Origin of the sequence: Flexivirga aerilata (genome assembly GCF_013002715.1) — a bacterium.
Taxonomy (GTDB): Bacteria; Actinomycetota; Actinomycetes; order Actinomycetales; family Dermatophilaceae; genus Flexivirga; species Flexivirga aerilata.
The window spans coordinates 671,748-695,817 of record NZ_JABENB010000002.1 but is presented as its reverse complement, the minus strand read 5'-3'; the positions used below and the strand labels follow the sequence as shown (position 1 = coordinate 695,817).

Sequence of the window (24,070 nt, the reverse complement as noted above, 5' to 3'; positions counted from 1 at the left end):
CCGAGCCGCTTCCTCACGCTGATCGAGTAGGCCGAGCCGCTTCCTCACGCTGATCGAGTAGGCCGAGCCGCTTCCTCATGCTGATCGAGTAGGCCGAGCCGCTAGGCGAGGCCGTATCGAGATCAGCGGTCCTTCAGTCGGCGGGTCGAGTGGTGTAGGTGTGTCCGGTGGGGCTGGCCCAGGTGCAGGTGCCATCAGTTGTCATGTACACGGTCCAGCCGGCTTCGTGCTTGGCGCGGTGGTGGTGCCGGCACAGGCACTGCAGGTTGTGTGGCGCGGTCGGACCGTCCGGATACGGGGTGACGTGGTCGAGGTCGGTAAGTTTTGCGGGTCGGGTGCAGCCGGGGAACCGGCAGTGCTGGTCACGGGCCCGCACGAACCGCGCCAACCCGGCGCCGGGTGTGTACGAGTGGCAGCTGGTTTCGGCGACGATCCCGGTCTCGGCATCCACGAGGGCGCGGGTGAGCTTCACCCCGAGGAGACGGGTGAGTTCACGGATCACGGTGGCGGGGATGACACCGACACCCGGGACCTGGACGTCGCCGAGCCGGTAACGCACCGGGTCCACGGTGGGCGCGGGAAGTCTGTGGGGAAGACTCGCTCGATCACCGGCTCGCCGGGTATCAGTGAGATCAGTGGTGCGTACGGGACCGGCCGGTGGCGCTGGGTCAGGTGGTGGTCGGGTGCCAGTGCCTAGCGCGGCTTCGTACAACATCGCTTGGAGTTGGCGTTCGGCCGCGCCGATCGGGCGGTAGCCGCCGAGATCGACGACCCTCCGGTTGACCGGGAGGATGACCTTCGGCGGACCGGGCGGTCGCACCTTCGACATCCACGCGCCGACGACCCCGGGTGCCGCGCCGGCTGCTGCTGCGTCGTCAATGAGGCTCGACCGGTCCAGCACGCCAACCCCACCGCCCGTGCCCGTGCTGTTTGCGTCGCTCGTGCTCGTCGCGTCGCCCGTGCCGGTCGTGTCGTCTGTGCCCGTCGCCCCGTGGCGGCTAGCCGCTTCGGGGCCGCCGACGCCAGTGCCGGTCCCCGGGCACGTGTTGGTGGACGGCGCGGTGTCCGGGTGGAACGGGACGTGCAGCACCAGTTCGGTGGTCACCTGCGCGTTCGACAGGAGCATGTCCGTCAGGGCGTCGACGCGGCATTCGCCGAGGCTCTTGCTGGCAGTAGTCGAGTCGTGGAGCAGGCGGGCGTGGGCGTTGACCGCGGCCATCAGCTTCGCCGCGTCCAACGACGGCAGGACGGCGGTGAGCATGGACATGCCCGGCTCCCAATGGGGTTCGACGGTCACGTTCGTGCAGTCCCGCCGCCGCGCCGCGGACGCCTGATCGGACGCGACCGGCGCGTGCTGCACCAACAAGCGCTGCGCGCGCCGGCGCAGCTTCGTCGAAGTGGATGCCTCCGGGTCACTGGCCAGGATCTCGGCCTCGACGATCGCGGCGAGGTCGGCCGGACAATCAGGCGCCTCGGGTGACTCAGGTGCCTCGACACTGTCGGGTGCTCCGGGTGTGTCGGTTGCGGGGATTGCGTCGGCGAGGGCGTCGCTGACCGCGACCACCTTCCGCGACTCCAGTTCGCCGGTCCCGGCGTGGTGGAGCAGCTGCGGCGTGTAGCGCACGCTCTCGACCGCTTGGGTCAGTCGCAGGCTGGTTTGCCGATCGGTCCACCCCAACCGGGCACCCACCTCCAACGGCGTCCACGTGTCCGGGCTTTCCGGGTGCTTGTCGAACTCACGCTGCGCCAGCTGCTCCAGCCGCAGCGTTTGGGTGGCCCAGGCGGAGTTCTGCACCCGCTGCGTCGCCAGCACCTGGTCGAGGAGCTCGTCATCTGAGAGGTCCGACCCGTCGCCTCGTGCGCTGGTGGTGTCGTCGCGGGTCTTGTCGAACGCGGCGCGCAGCAGCGTCTGTGCCGTCTCCAACACTTCGGTCGTGGTGGCAGCGGCGATCACCTGATCGGTGAGTGCGTGCTGCAGGTTCGACATACCAAAACCATACACCTGTTCGAATCGGGTGGGAAGAGTTGAACACGATGAATTCGGTGTGTTTCCAGTGTGATTCGTGGGATTCGGCAGGGTTGTCAGTGGCGGGTGGGATGGTGTCGCGTGGTGGAGTGGGTGGGTCTCGATACGGGCTCCCTCGCTTCGCTCCTCCGCCCTACTCGACCACCACAAAGGGGCTTCGCTGGTCCGCCCTACTCGACCACCATCAGGGGCTGCTCGTGTCCTACTCGACCAGCGCCTGGGGACTGCACCTGTTCGGTCGCAGTCGGCACGATCAGGTGAGTGGCGAGATCACCGAGCGGGGCGAGGGGCCGCGTGAGCGGCCCTATGAAGCGAAGCGGAGCGCTAGCGGAGCGAAGCGGAGTGAGGCCGCGAGGGCGGTCCCTCGTCCCGCGGCCAGCGGCCGGCATGTCGTCCCGCGGCCCCACCCGAGCCGCACACAACACCATGAGGTGAGTCGCGAGATCACTGAGCGGGAGAGGAGCCGCTTGAGCGACCGCCTTGAGCGACCGCTATGAAGCGGGGCGGAGCGAGGTGGTCTCGATACGGGCTCCCCCGCTTCGCTCCTCCGCCCTACTCGACCAGCCCCCGCCGGCTCCCCCGCTTCGCTCCTCCGCCCTACTCGACCAGCCCCCGCCGGCTCCCCCGCTCCGCTCCTCCGCCCTACTCGACCAGCCCTCTAGTCCTCCGCCCCACGGGCAAACCCGGGCGCACGGGTCGTGCGTCACTTGCCCGGCGTGCGTGCGCGGTGCCTGCCGAACGCATCGATGCCACGCAACGCCTGTCCGGGACTTCGCGGGCAGTCACACCGCGAGCATCCGGCGGCGGCGCTCACGTGGAGCGCGACGGTGTGACCACACCGGTCACACACATCACTGGCACGGCGACGGCGAAACCAAGACATGTGTCCAGGGTAAGCAGATTCATCGCCGCGGACACCATCTGGGGCCGTTCGATCTGACCCGATCGTAGGCGGATGAGCCGGCCTGTAAGCCGGATTTTGTATGACGCTGCCGGTCTCCCGGCGGCGCCACGGCGACCATCCATCTACGACGACCGTTGCCGGCCGCCTCCAGCGATCTACCCGCGTGCTCGGGCGGGCCGCCCTCGAACGCACGCTGTCTGATCTTGCTCCAGGTGGGGTTTACCGAGCCACGCCAGTCACCTGGCGTGCTGGTGGTCTCTTACACCACCGTTTCACCCTTACCGCCGGCGAACCGGTGGCGGTCTGATTTCTGTGGCACTGTCCCGCGGGTCACCCCGGGTGGCCGTTAGCCACCACCTTGCCCTTCGGAGTCCGGACTTTCCTCGACAGGATCACTCCTGCCGCGGCCGCCCGGCCGACTCATCCAACGGGCCAGTCTACCGGCGCCGATCACACCAGCGCGAACTCGACCAGGTGCTGCCCGATGTCGGCCTTGGTGAGCTTGACCTGCACCTGCGCGCCGAGTTCGGCATCCCCGGTGCACTTGGCGGTGACCGCGAGATCGACCAGTTGCACGACGACGCCCTTGTCGTTCTTGTCCACGACGTATGCCGGGAACGTCTCGCCGATGCGGTGCGACAGGACGGCCGCCTCGGCGGTGTCGGTGCACGCTCTCTCGACCTGGCGCGCCAGTTGGTCCGAGGCCTGCATGATGTCCGGCAGTGTGGGCAGCGCATCCCGCACCCAGCCCGGCACCTCGGCGCCGCGGCTGATCGCCTCGCAAGCCGCGAGTCCGAAGCGGTCGACCAGCCTGCGCAGCGGCGCCGTCACGTGTGCGTATGGCGCAGCGACCGCCGACTGGTTGGGCTGGTCCGGCACCTGGCCGTCGAACGGCGTGTAACCGGCCCCGCGGAAGAGGCTGGTGGCGTCGTAGATCAGCGCCAGATGCTGGGGGTTGGTGCGGTCCAGCCCGCGGATGAAGTCGCCATACGCCTGATCGGCCGGCCACGGGACGCCCAGCGCGTTCGCCTGCCGGCGGAAGCGGTCGATCGCACTCTGCTCCGGCTCGGGCATCGTGCGCAGGATGCCGATCTTGGCGCCGAGCATCAGCTGCGCCGCGACCATGCCGGTCATCAGCGAGATCTGCGCGTTCCAGTCCTCCGACGGCACCGGCGGCCGGAAGCTCAGCTCGTAGGTGCCGTCGTCCTTCTTGTGCACCTCCTGCTCGGGCATCGGCAGGCTGGCGCCGCCACGCTTCTCCTCGAGCGTGATGCGCAGCTCGCCGATCTCCTTCAGCAGCGCGAGGCCCTCGTCGGCGGTGCCACCGTCGATCTGCTGCTGCACGCCTTCGTAGTCGAGCCGGGCGACGCTCTTCACCTTCGCCAGGTAGACCTCGCTCGCGGTCGTCTCGCCGTCGGAGGCCAACCGGATGTCCCACACGAACGCGCCCCGCACGTGGTCCGGCAGCAGGCTGGCCGCTCCCTCGCTCAGCACCTGCGGGTGCAACGGCAGGCGCGTGTCCGGCATGTAGATCGTCTGGCCCCGCCGGCGGGTCTCGGCGTCGAGCGCACCGCCCGGGGTGACGTATGCCGGCACGTCCGCGATCGCGTAGCGCACCCGGTAACCGTCGCCGTCGCGCTCCAGGAACATCGCCTGGTCGAGGTCGTTGGAACCCGGCGGGTCGATCGTGAAGAACGGCACCGCGGTCTCGTCCCGCTCGGGCAATACCGCTGCGGCTGCTGCCTTTTCGGCCTCGGCCAGGGCGTCGGCCGGGTAGTCCAGGCTGAGCTTCAACTGCTCGCGGATCGCAGCGAAGGCCTGCTCCAGCGGTCCGGCGTCCGCGCCGGCCTGCGGATCGGCCTGAGGGGCGATGATCTGGCGAAGGGTCATGGGGCCCACCATAGGTGGCAACCGGCCGGTGGTGCGGGAGCACGAAGCCGCGGCATCGGTCGGTAGTCTGCCGCGGTGCTGATCCTGCTGCCGCCGTCGGAGACCAAGACGCCCCGGACGCGGGGCGGATCGCTCGACCTGACCCGGCTGAGCTTCGCTGAGCTCTCCGCCACCCGCGACGCCGTGCTCGACGCGCTCGTCGAGGTCAGCGGCCGCCCCGACGCCCTCGCGCAACTCGGCGTCAGCCCGGGCATCGCGCCCGAGGTCGAGCGCAACCGTTCGCTGCGCACCGCACCCGCGCAGGTCGTCGGCGACCTCTACACCGGGGTGCTCTACGACGCGCTGGACCTGCCCACGCTCGAGCCGGCCGCGCTGCGCCGAGCGCGACGCTGGTTCGTCGTGCAGTCGGCGCTGTTCGGCGCGTTGCGGCTGGGCGACAAGGTCCCGGCATACCGGCTCTCGATGGGGACCAACCTGCCCGGCGTCGGCCCCCTCGCGGCCTCGTGGCGGGCGGTGCTCGACGAGCCGATGACCGCCGCCGCCGGCACGGGAGTGGTCGTCGACTGCCGGTCCAGCACGTATGCCGCAGCGTGGTCCCCGGCCGGCGCGGTCGCCCAACGATGGGTGCGGATCTCGGTGCCCGGCGCCACGCACATGGCCAAGCACACCCGGGGCCTGGTCGCCCGGCACCTCGCCCAGACCGGTGCCACCCCGCGCACCGCCGCCGCGCTGCGCGACGTGCTCGCCACCGACTTCAAGGCCGAGCTGCGCGAGCCGTCCCGGCCGGGCACGCCGTGGGACCTGGCGGTGACGGCCCGGTGACCGAGCTGGTCGATCGCGTCGGCCCGGTCCTCATCTTCCTGATCTGCATCACGATCGTCGCCGAAATCGCCGACCGCGCAGGCGTTTTCGAGGTCGCGGGCCACTGGGCCGCCCGAGTCGCCCGCGGTCGCAAGCTGGTGCTGTGGCTGATCGTCGTGCTGCTCTCCTGCCTCGCGACCACCGTGCTCAGCCTGGACACCACCGCAGTCCTGCTGACACCGGTGGTCATCACCATGGCCCGTCAGGCACGCATCTCCCCGCTGCCCTTCGCACTGACCACGGTCTGGCTGGCCAACACGGCGTCGCTGCTGCTGCCGGTCTCCAACCTCACGAATCTGCTTGCCCTGCATGGGTTTTCGCGCTGGGGTGGCTTCTCGTCATACCTGTCGGTGGCGTGGCGTCCGGCCCTGACCGCGATGGTCGCCACCACCGCGGTCATCGCGGCGCTGCACGGCCGCTCCCTCGTCGGGCGGTATGCCGCGCCGCCCGCGCCCGAGACCGGTGACCCGGTGCTGCTGCGGGTCGCCGGTGCGGTCTGCCTGCTGCTCGGCCCGGTGTTCGTCACCGGGGTGACGCCGGCGATCCCGGCTGCCGTCGCGGCGGCGATCCTGGCGGTGACGCTGTGGATGCGCGACCGTGGCGGCATCCGCGAGGTGGCCGTGCCGTGGCGGATGGTGATCGGGGTCAGCGTGCTCTTCGTCGTGGTCGACCTGCTCGGGTCGCACGGCCTCAACGCGCTGATCGCCGACCTCGTCGGACGCGGGCACGGGCTCACCGACCTGGTGCGGGTCGCCGGTGTCGGCGCGGTGGGCGCCAACCTGGTCAACAACCTCCCGGCATACCTCGCGGCGGAGTCGGCAGCCGGGGACAGCGCTCAGCGTCTGATGGCGCTGCTCATCGGCGTCAACGCCGGACCGGTCGTGACCCTCTGGGGTTCCCTCGCGACGCTGCTGTGGCGGAGCCGGTGCGAACGAGCCGGTCTGCGGATCCCGTTGCGGCGTTTCACGATCGAGAGCCTCCTGGTTGCGATCGCGGCCGTGGGCGCGGCCACCGTGGTGCTCGCGCTGGTCTGATCAGTCCCACGCGCGCCAGAAGTGGTGCACGGGGCCGTGACCGGACCCGATCGACAACTCGTCCGCGTGCCGCAGCGCACCGGTCAGATAGTCCTTCGCCGCACGCACTGCCGGCTCCCAGCCCGCGCTGCGCGGCCGCAGGGCGGCGATCGCCGCCGACAGCGTGCACCCGGTGCCGTGCGTGTTGCGGGTCGATACCCGAGGAGCGGAGAGCTCGGTGACCCGGCCGCCGGTGAGCAGCAGATCGGTGCTGGCCTCGCCGTCCAGGTGGCCGCCCTTGAGCAGCACTCCCCCGGTGAGCTCGCCGAGTGCGTGCACCTGCCGCATCATGCCGGTGACGCTGGTCGTCTCCTCGGTGCCCAGCAGGTCAGCAGCCTCCGGCAGGTTGGGGGTAATCAGGTCGCAGAGCGGGATCAGGTTGCTGCGCAACGCATTCACCGCATCGGCGTCGAGCAGGCGATGCCCGCTCTTGGCCACCATCACCGGGTCGAGCACGATCGGCCCGACCTCCCGCTCGCCGAGCACCTGCGCGACGGCGTCGATGACGTCGGCGGTGCCGAGCATGCCGATCTTGACCACGTCCACGTTGACGTCGTCGAGCAGGTTGGTCAGCTGTGCGGCGACCGTCGACCCGTCCAGCTGGTGCACCGCGGCGACGCCCCGGGTGTTCTGGGCGACCACCGCGGTGACGACCGCCGTGCCGAACGCACCCAGCGCGGAGAAGGTCTTGAGATCCGCGCTGATCCCGGCGCCGCCGCTCGGGTCGGTCCCGGCGATGGTCAGTGCCGTGGGCACGGGTGATGGGGTTGCCGGTGGGGCGGCCTCAGGCCGCGCGGCGGACTCGGTCACGGCGCGCTCCGCTCGACGGCCGTGCGCAACTCGGCGGCCGCGGCGGCCGGGTCGGCCGCAGCGCAGATGGCCGAGACGACCGCGACCCCGTCGACGCCCGCATCGAGCAGTGGTGCCACATCGCCGACGCCGATGCCGCCGATCGCGACCGACGGCAGGGCGGTCGCCCCGGCGATCGCGCGGACCCCGTCATAGCCGAGCGGCGCCGCGGCGTTCGGCTTGGTCGTGGTGGCTCGCAGCGGGCCGATGCCGAGGTAGTCGACCGTGCCGGCGGGCCACTCATCGGCGGCGCGGAGCTCGTCCGGTGACGAAACCGAGTGCCCGATCAGGAAACCCGGCCCGGCGATGCGCCGTGCGTCGACCGGGTCGAGGTCGGACTGGCCCAGGTGCACGCCGTCCGCGCCGACCGCGAGCGCGACGTCCAGGCGGTCGTCGACGACGAACGGCACACCGGCCGACCGGGTGACCTCCAGGAGTTGCCGAGCGGTCTCGACCAGGCGCCGGGAGCTCGCGTCGTGATCGCGCAGCTGCACGATCGTGACGCCGCCCGCCACCGCCTGCCGCACCGTCTCCACGACGCCGCGCGCGCCGCTCAGCCCCTCGTCGGTGACCAGATAGATCCGCAGGTGTTTCGGATCCATCGTCAGCCCACCCGCAGTCTGGCCAGGTCGGCCGGGCCGACCCGGTGCAGCGCATCGAGCAGCTGCACCGCGAAAGAGCCTGGGCCGTCGGCCTTTTCGTCGGCCAGCTCGGCGGCGATCGTGAGCACGGCGGTGGCCGCGAATGCGGCATCCGCCGGCGTCTCGGCGTATGGCGCGAACGCCGCCACGATCGCGCCCAGCGCGCAGCCGACCCCGGTCACCATGGTCATCGTCGGCGTGCCGCTGGCGATCGTGCGCACCCCGGAGCCATCGACGATGCGGTCGACGGGGCCGCTCACCGCGACCGCGCCCCCGGTGCGCCCGACCAGCGACGCGGCAGCATCGACCGCAGCCTCGGTGGAGGCGGTGCTGTCGACCCCGCGACCGCCACCCTCGGCGCCGGACAGGCTGATCACCTCGGACGCGTTGCCGCGGATCACGCTGGGGCGCAACGGCACCAGCTCTGCGCCGACCCGGTCACGCAGCGGCAGTCCGCCCACCGCCACCGGATCGAGGACCCACGGTGTGCCCGCCGCACCGGCCGCCTCCGCCGTCAGCCGCATCGTCTGCGCGACCTCGGCGTCCAGCGTCCCGAGATTGATCAGCACCCCGTCGGCGACGCTCGCGAAAACCGGTGCCTCCTCACGGTTGTCGACCATCGCCGGCGCCGCGCCGAGCGCCAGCAGCACGTTGGCCGTGAAGCCGGTGACCACCGCGTTGGTGATGCACTGCACCAGCGGCGTCCCCGCGCGCAGCCGCGCCAGCAGCTCCGCGACCTGGTCCGCGTCACTCACCACGGCCACCTCTCCCCGCGCACGGCGGCGTCCCAGAACATCCACTCGTAGCGGGTGGTCGTCTCGATGTGCCGCCGCATCGCGGCGACCTGTTCCTCGGTCAGGGTGGCGACGGTGCGGTCGACGATGTCGAGCACCTGCGCGACGGTGTCGGCGAAGTCGGCTGCGGCATACGCCTCGATCCACTGCTGGTAGACCGGGTCGGCCGACCCCTCCGCCTCCAACGCGGCGCCGACCTGCTGGTAGATCCAGTAACACGGCAGTGCGGCCGCCAGGCCCTCGTGGAACGGCCGCTGCGCCGCCGTCGCGAGCAGGTAGCTGGTGTATGCCGTGGTCGCGGGTGAGGGCCGGGTCTGCCGCATCAGGTCCGGGTCGATGCCGGCGTCGGCGAGCAGCTTCGGGTGCAGGTCGAGCTCGGCGGCGACCGCCTCCCCGGCATGCGCGGCGAGGGTGCCCGCATCGCCGTCGGGCGCCTTCGCGGCCAGCAGGGCGAGCGCCCGCGCGTAGTCGCCGAGATAGAGCGTGTCCTGAATCACGAAGTAGCCGAACGCTTCTCGCGGCAGCGTGCCGTCGGCGAGACCGACGAGGAACGGATGGTCGAGCACTCGCCCGAGTCCGTCCTGCATCGGGGCGCCGAGCGTGGGCCACCACGGGTAGTCGGTGCGAAGTGCCATCGGGCCATCCCTTCCTACGCCGGTGTTACCCGGATCAGGTGTATGACGGTCGGCGACGGCGGTCGCCCTCTCAGCCCGGTCCGTTCCGGGCTCCCGCGGGTTGCTCCCACCACGATAACCCGAGGGGCAGCGTCAGGGTTCGGGGGTCACCTCGCCGGCCCGGACCAGGCCGGTCTCATAGGCGAGCACCACGATCTGCACCCGGTCGCGCAGCTGCAGCTTGGCGAGGATGCGCCCGATGTGGGTCTTCACCGTGGCCTCCGCGAGGAAGAGCGACCCGGCGATCTCGCCGTTGCTCATGCCGCGTGCGACCGCGATCATCACCTCACGCTCCCGGTCGGTGAGCTCCTCGAGTTTCCTTGTGTCCGGCGCGGATTCGGCGGGCAGCACCGGCACCACCCGCTCCAGCAGGCGCCGGGTCGCCGACGGTGCCACGACCGCGTCGCCACCGTGGACGGCACGGATCGCGGCGATGAGCTCGGCCGGACCGGCATCCTTGAGGAAGAAGCCGGACGCACCGGCGCGCAGTGCCGAATAGACGTACTCGTCGAGGTCGAAGGTGGTCAGCACCAGCACCTTCGGCGCCGACGCCCCGAGCGACCGCACGATCTCGCCGGTGGCCGCGACACCGTCGAGCACGGGCATCCGGATGTCCATCAGCACCACGTCGACGGCCAGGCCGCGGCCGAGCAGGTCGACCGCCTGCCGGCCGTCGGACGCCTCGGCGGTCACCTCCAGGTCGTCCTCGGCCTCCAGCATCATCCGGAAACCCACCCGCACGAGCTGCTGGTCGTCCACCAGCATCAGCCGCAACGGCTCCTGTGCGCCCGTCATCGCTCTCCTTCCGTCGGAAATTCGGCGGCGACGCGAAAGCCGCCGCCCGGGCGCGGCGAGGTCCACAGCTGCCCGCCGAAGGCGTGCACGCGCTCCCGCATCCCCAGCAGTCCGTTGCCGCCCGTCGAGGCATCGGTCGCGCCGACGCCGTCGTCCTCGATCTCGAGCACCAGCAGCTCGTCGCGACGCCGCAGCCGGATCCAGATCCGCGCCTCGTCGCCGGCGTGCTTCAGCACGTTGGTCGTCGCCTCCTGCACGATCCGGTATGCCGCCCGGCTCACCCCCGGCGAGACGTCCTCCGGGCGCACCGAACCCTCGTCGAGAAGGACCGTGCGCCCGGTGGCCCGCACCCCGTCGACCAGCGACGGCAGCGCCGTCAGGTCGTGCGTCGGCGCAAGCTCGGCGAGGCCGTCCCCGCCTCCGTCGCGCAACACGCCCACCAGCGCGCGCGTCTCGGCAAGAGCTGTGCGCGCGGTGTCGCCGATCGTCGAAAGTGCCTGGGCCGCAGTCGGATCGGGGGCCGACCGCCTGGAGATCGCGTGCCCCGCGCCGTCCGCCTGCACCACGATCACGGCCAGGGCGTGTGCGACGACGTCGTGCATCTCCCGCGCGATCCGGGCCCGCTCGGCCTGCGCGACGATGACCGCCTGCTGGTCGCGCTCGTGCTCGGCGTCCCGCGCACGGGCGTGCAACTGCTCGATGAGCTGCGCCCGCCGCCGGCTGGCCTCGGCGATGCCGAGCGTCGCGATCACCGCGAGGAGGTTGACGCCGAAGATGAAGACCACCTGGGCGCCGCGGGCACCCTCGATGTCGCTGCTCCAGCGCACCGCCGCGATGCCGGCGCCGAGCACGCACACCGCGGTGGCGGCGATGCCCCACGGTCGCCAGCCCCTCCGGGACACGACCGCGAACAACGCGATGAAGATGCCGATGTCGGAGATCGTGACGACGTTGAGCACAGGCACGCTCGCCGCCGACGCGATCGCCACGGCCGCGAAGGTCGGCACCGGCGCGATCCGCCGCCAGAGCAGCGGCACGATCTGGCCCGCACCGCAGGCGAGCACCCACACCGGGTGGTCGTGACCGGCGTAGGGCACGACGGTGCCCACGATCAGCGCAGCGACCAGCGCGAAGTCGTAGCGGGTGGGCATGGCGAACACGCTACGGGCCGGGGCAGCGACTGTCGTCATACCCACGTGCCGGTTTGCCGTCCGCCTCAGGTCGTAGCTGCGTCAAGCGCGTGCGTGACGTCGCGCACCAGATCTGCCGGGTCCTCCAGGCCCACCGAGATGCGCAGCACGCCGTCGGTGATCCCCACCTGGGCACGCGCCTCCTCCCCCATCCGGCGGTGGGTCGTGGTTGCCGGGTGGGTGATCAACGACTTCGAGTCACCCAGGTTGTTCGAAATGTCAATGATCTCAAGGGCGTTCATCATCGCGAACGCCTCGGGCTTGTCACCGTCGAGCTCGAAGGTGACGACCGTGCCGCCGCCGAGCATCTGCCGCTTGGCGAGCTCGTGCTGCGGGTGCGACTCGAGGAAGGGATACCAGACGGTGCGCACCGCGTCGTGCGCCTCCAGCGCCTCGGCCAGCTGCCGCGCCGAGCGCGCCTGGTGCTCCACCCGCAGCCGCAGGGTCTCCAGGCCCTTGACGAGCACCCAGGCATTGAAGGGCGACAGCGACGGCCCGGTGTGCCGGATGAGGTTCTTCACCGGCCCGTTGATGTAGTCGGCCGGGCCGAGGATGGCGCCGCCGAGCACCCGCCCCTGACCGTCGATGTGCTTGGTCGCCGAGTAGACGACGATGTCGGCGCCGTGGTCGAGCGGACGGGAGAAGACCGGCGTGCCGAAGACGTTGTCGACCACCACCTGCGCGCCCGCCGAATGCGCCTGTTCGCAGACGAATTCGATGTCGACCAGCTCCTGCATCGGGTTGCTCGGGGTCTCGAAGAAGACCGCCGTCGTCGGCTCGGCGAGCGCCGCCCGCCACTGCTCGTTGTCGCCGCCGTCGACGAAGACCGTCTCGACGCCCCAGCGTGGCAGGATCTCGTCGAGGATCACGAAGCACGAGCCGAACAGCCCTCGCGAGGCGACCACCCGGTCCCCCGCGCCGAGCAGGGCGGCGAGCGCAGTGAAGACCGCGCCCATGCCGGATCCCGTGGCGTAGCAGGCCTCCGCGCCCTCCAGCGCGCGCAGCCGCTCCTCGAAGACGGCGACCGTCGGGTTGCCGTAACGGCTGTAGACGAAGCGCTCGATCTCCTCGGTGAAGGCCGCTTCGGCCTCCTCCGCCGTCTCGTAGACGAAACCGGAGGTCAGATAAAGCGCCTCGGCGGTCTCCTCGAAGCCGCTGCGATCCAGCCCGGCTCGAACAGCCAGGGTGTCCGGCTGCCAGCCGCCCTCGGGCGGGGTCACTGACGCCACGGCAGGCCGGCCACCTTCCAGCCGGCGAGCGCCCGGTGGCCGTGCTCGTCGAGGTTGCCCTCGAACCCGTCCACCACGTTGTATGCCGGGCCGACCCCCGCCGCCGACAGCGCCTCCGCGGCGGCGACGGACCGTGCGCCCGACCGGCACAGCAGGTAGACCGCTCCGCCGGCCGCGTTGGCCTCGCGCACGTCGTCGACGAACCGGGCATTCTGGGCGCCGGCCGGGAAGTCCTGCCACTCCACGCAGACGACCCGCTTGCCGATCGGCGACAGGTCGGGCACACCGACGTAGGTCCACTCGGCCTGGGTGCGCACGTCGACCAGCACCGCGTCCGGATCGTCGCGCAGCGCGTCATACGCCTGCTGCGGCGTCACGTCTCCCGCATAACTCATGCTCGGGAGTTTCCCATAGCGCCGGTTATCGCAGGTGGTGGGTGTCGTTGGTGTAGTCGACCACGGCCGACCCGTCGTCGCGCACCTCGATCGCGGTCAGCGACGCGGGATCGGTGGCGAGCAGCCAGGAGTGCCCGGTGGACAGGCCGAGCAGCGACTGCAGCACCACCATGATCGGCTTGCGGTGCGTGGCCACGACCACGGTGCCACCGTGGGCGATCGCCCGCTGCCGGGCGGCATCGACCCGGGCCGCCAGGTCGTGGTGCGTCTCGCCGCCCTCGACCCGGAAGTCGTCCTCGAGCCGCAGACGGGTGGCCTGGCCCGGGAAGCGCTCGCCGATCTCGGCGAACGACAGCCCGTCCCAGATCCCGAAGTTCTGCTCGTCCCAGTCGGCATCGACGGTGGGCTCGACCCCGAGCGCGTCGGCGACCGCGGCGCCGGTCTCGCGCGCGCGGGCCAGGGAGGAACTGATGACCGTGACCGGCCCGGTGACCAGTCGCGCGACCGCGTCGGCCGCGCGACGGGCCTGCTCCCGGCCCTCGGCGTTGAGGGACGGGTCGGCACCGTCTCGCCCGTCGAGGCGGCCGGCGAGGGTGAAGTCGGTGACGCCGTGGCGCACCAGGATCAGCCGCGTGGTCACCTCACGGTGCGGCACCGGCGGAGGCTGGGTCGCGGCGTCGTCGCCCGCGGGCGCGCCGGTCCCCTCCCGGCGCTCCTCCTGCCGCCACAGGTCGCGGCTGACGTGCTCGCCGTCCATCCCGACGTTGGACAGCTTGTCGGCGGCCTTGTTCTGCTCACGCGGGATCCAGGTCCAGTCGACCGAGCCGCCCGCGGCGCGCAGGGTGCGCACCACCTCCTGCGCTTCGCCGGCGAGCCGGCGCATGTCCTCGTGCTTGATCTTCCACCGCCCGGCCATCTGCTCGACGACGAGGCGGGAGTCCATCCGCACGGTGATGTCGGCGGCCGGGTCGATCGCCTGCGCGGCGAGCAGCCCGGCGATCATCCCTTGATATTCGGCGACGTTGTTGCTGGCCTTGCCGAGCGGTGCGGCGCGCTCGGCGAGGAGTTCGCCGCTGCGCCCGTCGCGCACGAGGGCGCCATACCCGGCCACGCCGGGGTTGCCGCGAGACCCTCCGTCGGCCTCGACGATGAGTGACTTGCCCATGTCCGGTTACAGCCCGGATTCGGCGGTGCGGACCAGGATGCGGCGGCACTCCTCGCAGCGCAGCACCTCGTCCTCGGGGGCGCTGCGGATGCGGGACAGCTCGGCCTGCACCAGCTCCAATCCGCAACCGGTGCAACGCTTTTGCTGCAACGCGGCGGCACCGACGCCACCCTGCTGCGCGCGCACCTTCTCATAGAGGTCGAGCAGCTCCTGCCCCACGCCGGGTGCGACATTGGCGCGGTCGCGCTGCACCTGCTCGCGCTCGGCGGTGATGTCGGCGACCTCCTTGTCCCGCTGCTCGGTGAGCCGCGCGACGGTGTCCTGCGCCTCCGCCTGGGCACCCTCCTTGGCGGTGAGCTCGCGCTGCAGAGTCTCGGCGCGCTCCATCACCTCCAGCTCGACGTCCTCCAGCTCCGCCTGCCGGCGGGCGAGGGTGTCAAGCTCGTGCTGCAGGCCCTGCAGCTCCTTGGCCGACCCGGAGCCGCCCTCGAGGCGCTCCCGGTCGCGGGCGGCCCGATCGCGCACCAGCTGCACGTCGGCGTCGGCCTTGCTGACCGCGCGTTCGTTGTCCTGCACCGCGGTCCGGGCGAGCACCACGTCCTCGGCGAGCGTCTGCGCGCGAGCAGTCGCGGTGTCGAGCTCGGCCTGCGCGGGCAGGGTGCGCTCACGGTGGGCGAGCTGGTCGAGTCGGGTGTCGAGCTTCTGCAGGTCCAGCAGCTTCCACTGCCGGGTGAGATCAGCCTTCACGAGGCGGTCACTGGTCCTTCGCTGTCATCGTCCGTCCTGGTGGTCACCAGGAAATCCCAGGGGTCGGTGCGCAGCCGGGAGACCCAGGTCTGCACGTCGTACCCATCCTGCGCCATCGCCGCGGCGAGCCGCTCGGCGCTCCCGTCGAGCCACAGGGCCTCGGTCGCCCAGTGCCCCGCGTCGATCAGGTATGGCGGGCCGCCGCGCGCGTCCTCCCGGGCCTCCAGGGCCGGGTGGTGGCGCAGGTCGGCGGTCACGTAGACGTCGGCGCCGGCCGCCCGCACGGCGTCGAAGCGGGTGTCCCCGGCGCCGCCCTGCACCGCGACCCGGCGCACGGTCGCCCCCGGGTCGCCGCTCACCCGCAGCCCGACGGGCGCCGCGGGAAGTGCGGCGGCGAGGCGCTCGGCGAAGTCGCGCAGGGTGGTCGCCTCGGGCAGGTCGGCGACCTTGCCGATCGGCTGGCCGTCCTCCTCGTCGAGCGGTGCGGCGTCCGCCGGCAGCCCGCACGCGGCCGCGAGCGCGTCGTTGACGCCCGGCGTGGCGACATCGGCGTTGGTGTGGGCGCAGTAGAGCGCCAGGTCGGCGACCACGAGCGTGGTGAGCGCGGCGCCCTTCGCGGTGGTGGTCGCCACCGAGTGCACGCCGCGCAGCAGCAGCGGGTGGTGGGTCACCAGCAGGTCGGCGCCCGCGTCGCGGGCCTCCTCGATGACGGCGAGCGTCGGGTCGACGGCGAAATGGACCCGCCGCACCGGCTGCGCGGGATCGCCGCTCACGAGGCCGACGCGGTCCCACCCGGCGGCGGTGTCCGGCGGGTAGAAACCGTCCAGCACCCGCACCACATCGGCGAGGGTCGCTGCCTTCTCCTGCCCGTGCACCGTCGCCATTCGGACCAGCTTAGTCGGGCCGCGAGCGACGCAAACCGACGTCTTCAAAACCCCCGTCGCGATGTGATCCGGGTCATAGTTGAACGACTGAACGAATCCTCGCGATCCGACTCCCCGGGCCCCACCCGGACGGGCGGGGCGACCAAGATCGCCGACTTCAAGGTCAAGCTGACGTTGAAGAATGCCGTGGCGTATCGACGCCGTCCAGGTCAACACCGGCATCGCCATCCGAGCCAAGAGGATTCCGGCCACGACGTTTCCGGCAGTCCATCCCATGTAGGCCGCGCCTGGGCGGCTCCTGCCCGCCGGGCCGACTCCCGAGCGACGTAAGCAGGACCGCCGTGGCACCCGCTGCCGGCGGAGCGAGGAGTGGGCCCGGCCGGTCTCGAACCGACGACAACCGCGGTGTAAACGCGGTGCTCTACCAACTGAGCTACAGGCCCGTGCGCGGCGGTTTGCCGCACGGCGCGGCACATTCTGCCAGGTCGCATGCTTCGCGAGCCGCGGCATACCGGCCAGGTCGCGCAAAAGTCGACCCTCGGCATAGCGGCGCGCCGAGAAACGCGCGATTCTCGGCGTGTTCGTATGCCGAGGGTCGACTTTTGCCGGGGACGCACGCGGTCCGGCCAGCCGACGACGCGCTGCGCCGAGCCGCCGAACCCCGAGCCGACGAACCCCGCGCCGCGACGAAGGGCCCGACCGGTCAGAGCGCCGCGAGCGCGTCCCGGTAGCCGGCGAAGTCGCGCGCCTGCCCGGGACCGTTGACCTGCGACCAGGCGACCTTGCCGTCGGTGCCGATCAGGAAGGTGCCGCGGATCGCCATACCGGAGTCGGCGTCGAAGACCCCGTAGTCGCTCGCCACCGCGCCGTGCGGCCAGAAATCGGACAGCAGCCCGAAGGTGTAGCCCTCGGCGTCGGCCCAGGCGCGCAGCGTGAACATCGGGTCGCAGGAGATCGCCAGCACCTGCGCGGCGCCGTCGCCGGTGTAGCCGGCGAGGTCGTCGCGGATCGAGCACAGCTCGCCGGTGCAGATGCCGCTCCACGCGAACGGGTAGAAGACCAACAGGACCGGCCCCTGCCCGAGTTGCTCGGCGAGGGTGATCTCCTCGCCGTTCTGATTGCGCAGGGTGAAGTCGGGCGCGGTGTCGCCGACCGCCACGGGTGCCTCGCTCATCGCTGCTTGGCCACCCCGCCCTGCACGAGCTTGGTGGCGATCCACTCGTCGCCGGCCCGAGTCGACGTGCCGGCGTTGAGCCCGGCGGTCTGGGCCGCCTCGGCGATGTCGCTGGCGTCGACGTGGTCGGGGTGACCCGCCCCCGGCACCAGGAGTACGACGAAACCCTTGTCGGCCAGGTTGGTCAGTGCGTCGACGCAGTCATCGATGAGGTCACCGTCGCCGTCGCGCCACCACAGCACGACCGCGTCGACCACCCCGTCGTAGTCCTCGTCCTCCAGGCCGGAGCCGATCGCGTCCTCGATCTGGGTGCGGACCGCGTCGTCGACGTCCTCGTCCCACCCGAGCTCCTGCACCACCTGGTCGTTCTCGAAGCCGAGCCTTTCCGCCAGTCCCGCATTCGGGGCCTCAGTTGCCATGGGCGTAGTTCACTAGGATCGCGCGGGGTTTGCAACCGGAGCCGGTCATTTCGCCGCTTCGTGGACGTGATGCGGCGCGCGAGGTGCCATGGGTTGCCACCCGGGACGTCACCGGGATCAGGCACCGATATGCGGATCGCTGACCGACGGGCGGCCGGTCTCGACGCGCCCCGCCACCTGCCGGGACCACCCCTGCTCGCCGTCGGCGGTGACCGTCAGGTCGTACCAGCCCTGCGTGCTGCCGGTCGAGGTGACGATCCGCGCGCGTGCGCCGGCCGGGGTGTGCCGTCGTACCTCCTGGGCGTGGCCGTAGTTGTCGCGTACCCGCACGGTCAGGGCGCGGCCGGCCGGCGCGGTCACCTCGAGCGTCACCCGCCCCATGCCGTTGCCCTCCTGGCGCACCTGCACCTGCGGCTCGGCGCCCGATCCGCCGGTGAGGCGCTGCCAGAAGCCGCCTGGCCCGTGCACCTGCACGTCGTATGACGCAGCGACCGGCCAGGACGCGGTCAGCTGCTTGCCGGCCTCGACCGTGTAGCTGAACGGCGCTCCCGGGACGTCGTTGGAGCGCACCTGGAAGTGCGCGCCGAGCGCGCCGTCGTTGCGGAACGTCGCCTGCAGCGCGTTGCCGGCCCGGTGCGCGTCGACTGCGAGGCGGTAGCCGAGGGCCCGCGAGGGCCGGGTGCCGGTCTCCTGCCGGGGCACGGTGCCCCCGCGCGGGGTCGGCGGCACGTAGCTCGGGTGACGGCTGTGATCGTTCGGTTTGGTCTGTGCCGGAAGGGGTTTCGGTGTTGCGGTGCCCCCGAAGTCGAACGCTGCCGTGAGGTCGCCGCACACCGCGCGCCGCCACGGACTGATCTGCGGCTCCTGCACCCCGAAGCGCCGCTCGAGGAAACGGATGATCGAGGTGTGGTCGAAGGTCTCGGAGCAGACCCAGCCCCCGACGCTCCACGGCGACACGACGAGCATCGGCACCCGCTGCCCGAGACCGTAGGGCGCGGGCTGGCCGTTGCCGCCCGGGTAGCCCTCGAACTGCGTGCTGACCGTCGAATCCCCCGGCAAACCGGACACATTCGCGTAGGGCGGCACGATGTGGTCGAAGTAGCCGTCGTTCTCGTCGTAGGTGATGAAGAGTGCCGTGCGGCGCCATACCTCGGGGTCGGAGGTGAGTGCGTCGAGCACCTGGGAGACGTACCACTCGCCATACTGCACCGGCCAGTTCGGGTGTTCGCTGAACGCCTCGGGTGCGGCGATCCAGGACACCTGCGGCAGCTTGCCGCCCTGCACGTCGGCGCGCAGCTGGTCGAAGTAGCCCTCTCCCGCCTTGGCATTCGTGCCGGTGCGCGCCTTCTCATAGAGCGGGCTGCCGGGAGCGGCGTTGCGGTAGGCGTCGAAGTAGAGCAGCGAGTTGTCGCCGTAGTTGCCGATGTAGGCGTCGTCGACCCAGCCCCAGGAGCCGGCGGCGTCCAGGCCGGTGCCGACGTCCTGGTAGACCTTCCACGAAATCCCTGCATTCTCAAGGCGTTCCGGGTAGGTCTTCCAGTCGTAACCGGCCTCGGCGTTGTCGATCACCGGGCCGCCGCCCTTGCCGTCGTTGCCGACCCAGCCGGTCCACATGTAGTAGCGGTTGGGGTCGGTCGGGCCCATCAGCGAGCAGTGGTAGGCGTCGCAGATCGTGAAGGCGTCGGCGAGCGCGTAGTGGAACGGCATGTCGCCGCGCCGCATGTGGGTCATCGTGACGCCGCTCTTGGCCTGGATCCAGCGGTCGTAGCAGCCGCGCGCGAAGGCGTCGTGACCGCCGTTCCAGGAGTGGTCGAGGCCCTCCAGGAACTTCGTGCCGTAGTTGTCGACATCGGGCCGGAACGGCACGACGACGCCCGCGGCGTCCTGTTGCTCCCACACCGGGCGGCCGCTCGGCAGCGTCGCGGCGCGCGGGTCGTCGAAGCCGCGCACCCCGCGCAGCGTGCCGAAGTAGTGGTCGAAGGAGCGGTTCTCCTGCATCAGGATTACCACGTGTTCGACGTCCGCGATGGAGCCGGTGCCGCGGTATGCCGGGATGGCCGCGGCGCGCGCGACGCTCTGGGAGAGGGCGGTCGCGGCGGCCGTCGCGCCGGCGATCTGGAGGAAGCGGCGGCGATCAAGTGCGGGCACGTGGGAAGCCTTTCGCTGACAACGGTTTTCGGGCCGTCTCTCAGCGTGCCCCTCGCATGGTCAGCGGCGGGTGAAGCGCAGGCAAAGATTTGGGTGAGTTCACTCGCCCTTCGACGCCTGGCCGAAGGTCGCGGGCGCCGGCGCGTGACTGAAGACCGGCCCCTCGTCGGGCTCGCGGCGGCCGAGGATGTTGAAGAGCAGGTTGAGCAGCACGGCGACGATCGCGGTCGAGGTGATGCCCGAGTCGAAGATGGTTCGGAACCAGTCGGGCATCTTGGCGTAGAGGTCGGGTTGCACGATGGGCGCCATCCCGAAGCCGAGCGAGCAGGCGACCACCACGATGTTGGCGTTGCCGGAGAAGTCGACCTCCCGCAGGGTCCGTATGCCGGAGGCCGCGACCGTGCCGAAGAGCACCAGCCCGGCCCCGCCGAGCACCGGCAGCGGCACCGCGGCGACGACCGCACCGAGCACGGGAAAGAGCCCCAGCAGCACCAGGATCCCGCCGCCGACGGCGACGACATACCTGCTGCGGATGCCGGTGATCGCGACCAGCCCGACGTTCTGCGCGAACGCGCTCAGCGAGAACCCGTTGAAGATCCCGGCGATCGCGGTGGAGATCGTGTCGGCCCGGATGCCGGCGGTGACCGTGTCGCGGTCGGCCGGCTTACCCGTCACCTGGCCGAGCGCGAGGATGTCGGCGGTCGCCTCGGTCATGATCACCAGCATCACGATGATCATCGAGACGATCGCGCTGATCGTGAAGGTCGGGGTGCCGAAGTGGAACGGCGCGGGCACCTGGAAGACGCGGGCGTCGTTGATCGCGTCGACGTGCGCCATCCCGAGCGGGAGCGCGACCAGGGTGCCGGCGACCAGGCCGAGCAGGATCGCGATGCGGCCGAAGAAGCCGGGCAGGAAGCGGTAGATCAACACCACGATCGTCAACGTCAGCAACGCCATGCCGAGGTTCTTCGGCTCACCGAAGTCCTTCGCGCCGACCCCGCCGGCCGCCCACTGCACGCCGACCGGCACCAGCGACAGGCCGATCATGGTGATCACCGAGCCGGTCACCACCTCCGGGAAGAAGCGCAGCAGCCGGGTGAAGAACGGAGCCACCAGGAAGCCGACGACGCCGGCGACGATCAGCGAGCCGTAGATCGCCTGCAGGCCCTTGTGCCCGCCGCCCGCCGCGGCACCGACCGACAGCATCGTCGAGACCGCCACGAACGACGTGCCCTGCACGATCGGCTGCCGTGCTCCGATCCGCCATACGCCGAGCGTCTGCAGCAGCGTCGCGAAGCCCGACATGAGCAGCGCTGCCGACACCAGGTAGATGGTGTCGGCGGCGCTGAGCTTCAGCGCGCCCGCGACGATGAGCGGCACGGCGACCACCCCGGCATACATCGACAGGACGTGCTGCAGCCCGTAGAGCGCGGACTGCGGCAACGGCATGGCCTGGTCGACCGGGTGACGTTCGGGCGCGCGAACAGCCATGATTACCAGGCCTGTCCGGGGTCGTAGGCGCCGGTCGTGTCGACGTCCTCGGACCGCTTGATCGTCGCCTCGATGAGGCCGTAGGGACGGTCGTCGGCGTGGTGCACCTCGTTGTGGTTGTCGAGGCCGAAGTGGCTGAGGTCGATCACGAAGTGGTGCTTGTTGGGGCAGCTGAAGCGCACCTCGGCGACGCTCGGCGCGGCGTCCAGCACGGCGGTGCCCATCTCCCACAGGGTGTGCTGCAGGGCATAGCTGTATGCCGCGGAGAAGCTGCCGGTGATGGCGTCCAGCACGGCGTCGAAGGACTTGTTCCAGTCGACGTCGGCCGCGTCGTGCGCCCACTGCGCGGTGACCGCGGTCGCCATGATCCGGTCGTTGGTCGGCTGTAGGGTCGTGTACTTGTCCTGGTAGAAGCCGTGGAACTCCGAGTCGGTGGTCTTCAGCACCGTCAGGTCCTTGAGGCCACTGACCACGGTCGACGAACCGCCGGTGCGGGTGACGGTCACCGTGCGCACGTAGTCGCCGTTCTTGACGAACGCGTGCGGGTGGTTGTGGGCGCGCTGCCACGGGAACGCCTCGATGTTGACCCGGACGCGCTCGACCTGCGGCACCTGCGCGAAGTGCTCGGCGAGGGCCAGCCCGAAGGACTCCGGCTGGCGCACCGCGTCCCCGGCCTTCTTGGCGAAGGCGTTGACGGTGTTCTTGCAGGCGTCGGTGGTCAGCACCTTGGCCTGGTCACCGGTGATGTGTGCATCGTCGAAATCGCCTGTCAACGCTACGGATACGTTGTAGTCGACGATGTCGTGGGGTGCTTTGGGGTCGTCGCGGAAGACCCGCACGACGTGCACTTCCGCCTTGCCGTACTGGTTGTGCCCGAGGACGTAGGACATGTGGAGATCAGCTCCCTCGATAGGTGGAGAACGCGAACGGACTCAGTAGCAACGGCACGTGGTAGTGCCGCTCTTCGTCGACGACGAAGGTGATCGCCACCTCGGGATAGAAGGCCCGGACCCCGGCGCGCTCGAAGAACGCGCCGGTGGCGAAGACGATGCGGTGCTCGCCCGGCGCGAGGCCGTCCGGCACCAGGGCGGTGACGCGCCCGTCATCGTCGGTGACCCCGGATCCGATGGTTTCCCAGTCATTTCCGGAGGCAGTGCGGGTGTGCACCTCGACGGCGATGCCGGGCGCGGGTGCGCCCCGGACGGCGTCGAGCACGTGGGTGGACAGCGATGACGTCATGCCGGGAAGGCTCCCTCGAGTCGCAGGGTCGTGATCTGCCGCAATTGCTCGCGCACCTCGGCGACCTCGGTCTCGGGGTCGTTGCCGAGTCGGCGACGCAACTCCCCCAGCATCTCCTGCGGGGTGCGCCCTGCGGCACGGATCAGGAAGACGCGGTCGAATTTGCTTTCGTAGTCGGCGTTTCCGCGCAGGATCGCCTCGGAGACGTCGGCGTCGGCACCGGCCATCGACGCTTGTTCCGATCGCGACAGGGTCGCCGCGGCCCCGTCGCCGCGCACCCGGTCGCCGATGCGCGGATGGCCGGCGAGCGCCTCGGCGAGATCCGCCTCGGTGAGACCGGCGAACGCCGCGTCGGATGCCTGGAGGAGAGCGGTGCGTGCGTCATACGGACGGCGGGCGGCGACCTCGTGCGCCCACCGGCGACTGCCGCAGAGCGGGAGCAGCCCGGCCGCGGCGGTCGTCGACGGCTGGTCGTTGAACTCGTCCCACGACTTCCATCTGATGGAATCTGCGTTCCGCATTCAGGAATAGTCGGCGCTGTCGCTTCCCGCTGTCAAGGGATTCGCGGGATTTCTCGCAAGCACGGACGGTCTGCCGGGACGCGGAGGCCGGTCAGGCGCTCGAGTTCGGTCAGGCGCTCGCCAGGTCGGTCGCGAGCCGGCCGGCGACCGAGCGCAGCACCGGGATCGCCCTGCGCTGCAGATCATCGGTCATCCGCGACACCGGCCCGGAGATCGACACCGCGAGCTGCGTGGTCGCGCTCGGCACCGGGGCGGCCAGGCACACGACACCGTCCTCCATCTCACTGCGGTCGTGCGCGATGCCCTCGGCGCGCACGGTCGCAAGCTCCGCGACGAAGGCGTCGGGATCGGTGATCGTGGTCGACGTCATCGACGGCATGCCGACCCGGCCGAGGATGCCGCGCACCTGGTCGTCGGACAGCTGAGAGAGCAGCGCCTTGCCGGCCGCGCGGCAGTGCGGGTGCACGTGCTCGCCGAGCTGGGTGAACATCCGCATGGCGTGCGGGGACGGCGCCTGGCCGACATACACGAGCATGTCGCCGTCGAGCGCCGCGAGATTGGCGGTCTCCCCCAGCTGGTCGACGACCGACGCGAGGGCGGCGCTGCTCTGCGACCCGAAGACGTCGCGGGCACTGTTGCCGAGCGGGATCAACCGGGAGCCGAGCGCGTAACGCCGGTCCGGCAGCTGCCGCAGGTAGGACCGGTCGACCAGGGTGCGGACGAGGCGGTGGATGGTCGGCATCGGCAGCCCCGACGCGGCGCTCATCTCGACCAGCGCCATCCGGCCGCCGGCCGCGTCGATCAGTTCCAGGATGTCGAGCGCGCGCCCGACCGACTGCACCCCGCCGGCCGATTTCGCCGCTGTGCCGGAACGCTCCGCTGCCATGACTCTCCTTGGACGTGTCCGGCCGAAGCCTGACATGGAATTGAAACTCCATGATACGAAATAACCCGCACGCAG

At 70.9% G+C, this 24,070-nt stretch carries 23 protein-coding genes, 1 tRNA gene, 1 other RNA gene and 1 riboswitch; of the genes, 2 read left to right on the top strand and 23 right to left on the bottom strand.

What is annotated here, in order from left to right; all coding sequences use genetic code 11:
* Positions 1-133: 133 nt before the first annotated feature.
* The 3 genes from HJ588_RS15120 to HJ588_RS15110 form a co-directional block, all read right to left on the bottom strand.
* A complete protein-coding gene (locus HJ588_RS15120; protein WP_171157019.1) occupies positions 134-1,987 on the bottom strand; it encodes an HNH endonuclease signature motif containing protein in 1,854 nt (617 codons plus the stop codon).
* A gap of 991 nt (positions 1,988-2,978) precedes the next feature.
* An RNA gene (gene rnpB, locus HJ588_RS15115) (RNase P RNA component class A) lies at positions 2,979-3,353 on the bottom strand.
* Positions 3,354-3,380: 27 nt separating this feature from the next.
* Positions 3,381-4,820 carry an RNB domain-containing ribonuclease gene (locus HJ588_RS15110; RefSeq protein WP_171157017.1) on the bottom strand — a complete coding sequence of 480 codons (1,440 nt, stop codon included), beginning with the start codon at positions 4,818-4,820 and terminating at the stop codon, positions 3,381-3,383.
* 75 nt (positions 4,821-4,895) lie between these two features.
* Between HJ588_RS15110 and HJ588_RS15105 the strand changes: the two genes are divergently transcribed.
* Both HJ588_RS15105 and HJ588_RS15100 read left to right on the top strand, forming a co-directional pair.
* A complete protein-coding gene (locus HJ588_RS15105) occupies positions 4,896-5,642 on the top strand; it encodes a peroxide stress protein YaaA (protein ID WP_171157014.1) in 747 nt (248 codons plus the stop codon).
* The gene (locus HJ588_RS15100; RefSeq protein ID WP_171157012.1) at positions 5,639-6,715 is read left to right on the top strand and encodes an SLC13 family permease; all 1,077 of its coding nucleotides are present in this window, start codon (positions 5,639-5,641) and stop codon (positions 6,713-6,715) included. Before HJ588_RS15105 ends, HJ588_RS15100 begins: the two co-directional genes overlap by 4 nt.
* On the opposite strand, the gene thiD is transcribed toward HJ588_RS15100, so the two are convergent.
* From thiD to HJ588_RS15000, 20 genes are all read right to left on the bottom strand, one after another.
* The gene (thiD, locus tag HJ588_RS15095) at positions 6,716-7,510 is read right to left on the bottom strand and encodes a bifunctional hydroxymethylpyrimidine kinase/phosphomethylpyrimidine kinase (RefSeq protein ID WP_171157010.1); all 795 of its coding nucleotides are present in this window, start codon (positions 7,508-7,510) and stop codon (positions 6,716-6,718) included. It lies immediately after the preceding gene.
* A 50-nt stretch (positions 7,511-7,560) separates the two neighbouring features.
* Positions 7,561-8,205, bottom strand: coding sequence for a thiamine phosphate synthase (gene thiE / locus HJ588_RS15090; protein WP_171157008.1), 645 nt, complete (start codon positions 8,203-8,205; stop codon positions 7,561-7,563).
* Positions 8,206-8,207: 2 nt separating this feature from the next.
* Positions 8,208-8,999: a hydroxyethylthiazole kinase gene (gene thiM, locus HJ588_RS15085; RefSeq protein ID WP_343036746.1), complete on the bottom strand. Its 792-nt coding sequence runs from the start codon at positions 8,997-8,999 to the stop codon at positions 8,208-8,210.
* Positions 8,996-9,673 carry a thiaminase II gene (gene tenA / locus HJ588_RS15080; RefSeq protein ID WP_171157004.1) on the bottom strand — a complete coding sequence of 226 codons (678 nt, stop codon included), beginning with the start codon at positions 9,671-9,673 and terminating at the stop codon, positions 8,996-8,998. The genes thiM and tenA overlap by 4 nt, the downstream gene beginning before the upstream one ends.
* Positions 9,668-9,780: riboswitch (TPP riboswitch) on the bottom strand. Its footprint overlaps the gene before it by 6 nt.
* 25 nt (positions 9,781-9,805) lie before the next feature.
* Positions 9,806-10,507 carry a response regulator gene (locus HJ588_RS15075; RefSeq protein ID WP_171157002.1) on the bottom strand — a complete coding sequence of 234 codons (702 nt, stop codon included), beginning with the start codon at positions 10,505-10,507 and terminating at the stop codon, positions 9,806-9,808.
* Positions 10,504-11,658, bottom strand: a complete 1,155-nt coding sequence (locus tag HJ588_RS15070) for a sensor histidine kinase (protein ID WP_171157000.1) — start codon at positions 11,656-11,658, stop codon at positions 10,504-10,506. The genes HJ588_RS15075 and HJ588_RS15070 overlap by 4 nt, the downstream gene beginning before the upstream one ends.
* A 65-nt stretch (positions 11,659-11,723) precedes the next feature.
* Positions 11,724-12,917, bottom strand: a complete 1,194-nt coding sequence (locus HJ588_RS15065) for an O-succinylhomoserine sulfhydrylase (RefSeq protein ID WP_171157266.1) — start codon at positions 12,915-12,917, stop codon at positions 11,724-11,726.
* On the bottom strand, positions 12,914-13,321 hold the full coding sequence (locus HJ588_RS15060) for a rhodanese-like domain-containing protein (protein WP_171156998.1): 408 nt from the start codon (positions 13,319-13,321) through the stop codon (positions 12,914-12,916). The genes HJ588_RS15065 and HJ588_RS15060 overlap by 4 nt, the downstream gene beginning before the upstream one ends.
* A 25-nt stretch (positions 13,322-13,346) precedes the next feature.
* Positions 13,347-14,486 (bottom strand): bifunctional RNase H/acid phosphatase, encoded by a 1,140-nt coding sequence (locus HJ588_RS15055; protein ID WP_171156995.1) that lies wholly within the window; start codon positions 14,484-14,486, stop codon positions 13,347-13,349.
* A gap of 6 nt (positions 14,487-14,492) precedes the next feature.
* The gene (locus HJ588_RS15050; RefSeq protein ID WP_171156993.1) at positions 14,493-15,233 is read right to left on the bottom strand and encodes a CT398-like coiled coil hairpin domain-containing protein; all 741 of its coding nucleotides are present in this window, start codon (positions 15,231-15,233) and stop codon (positions 14,493-14,495) included.
* Entirely contained in the window at positions 15,230-16,117 is an 888-nt protein-coding gene (locus tag HJ588_RS15045) for a Nif3-like dinuclear metal center hexameric protein (protein WP_171156991.1), read from the bottom strand. The genes HJ588_RS15050 and HJ588_RS15045 overlap by 4 nt, the downstream gene beginning before the upstream one ends.
* A gap of 370 nt (positions 16,118-16,487) precedes the next feature.
* Positions 16,488-16,560, bottom strand: a tRNA-Val gene (locus tag HJ588_RS15040).
* Between the two features lie 260 nt (positions 16,561-16,820).
* On the bottom strand, positions 16,821-17,291 hold the full coding sequence (locus HJ588_RS15035; RefSeq protein WP_171156989.1) for a peroxiredoxin: 471 nt from the start codon (positions 17,289-17,291) through the stop codon (positions 16,821-16,823).
* Positions 17,288-17,710, bottom strand: a complete 423-nt coding sequence (locus HJ588_RS15030; RefSeq protein WP_171156987.1) for a DUF3052 domain-containing protein — start codon at positions 17,708-17,710, stop codon at positions 17,288-17,290. Before HJ588_RS15030 ends, HJ588_RS15035 begins: the two co-directional genes overlap by 4 nt.
* 117 nt (positions 17,711-17,827) lie before the next feature.
* Positions 17,828-19,858 (bottom strand): phosphocholine-specific phospholipase C, encoded by a 2,031-nt coding sequence (locus tag HJ588_RS15025; protein WP_171156985.1) that lies wholly within the window; start codon positions 19,856-19,858, stop codon positions 17,828-17,830.
* 99 nt (positions 19,859-19,957) lie between these two features.
* Complete coding sequence (locus HJ588_RS15020) at positions 19,958-21,349, bottom strand: nucleobase:cation symporter-2 family protein (protein WP_171156982.1); 1,392 nt, start codon at positions 21,347-21,349, stop codon at positions 19,958-19,960.
* A 2-nt stretch (positions 21,350-21,351) separates the two neighbouring features.
* Positions 21,352-22,239: a factor-independent urate hydroxylase gene (gene pucL / locus HJ588_RS15015; protein WP_171156980.1), complete on the bottom strand. Its 888-nt coding sequence runs from the start codon at positions 22,237-22,239 to the stop codon at positions 21,352-21,354.
* Between the two features lie 7 nt (positions 22,240-22,246).
* Entirely contained in the window at positions 22,247-22,588 is a 342-nt protein-coding gene (gene uraH / locus HJ588_RS15010) for a hydroxyisourate hydrolase (protein WP_171156978.1), read from the bottom strand.
* A complete protein-coding gene (gene uraD / locus HJ588_RS15005; protein WP_171156976.1) occupies positions 22,585-23,109 on the bottom strand; it encodes a 2-oxo-4-hydroxy-4-carboxy-5-ureidoimidazoline decarboxylase in 525 nt (174 codons plus the stop codon). The genes uraH and uraD overlap by 4 nt, the downstream gene beginning before the upstream one ends.
* 109 nt (positions 23,110-23,218) lie before the next feature.
* Positions 23,219-23,995, bottom strand: coding sequence for an IclR family transcriptional regulator (locus HJ588_RS15000; RefSeq protein WP_171156974.1), 777 nt, complete (start codon positions 23,993-23,995; stop codon positions 23,219-23,221).
* Between the last annotated feature and the right edge of the window lie 75 nt (positions 23,996-24,070).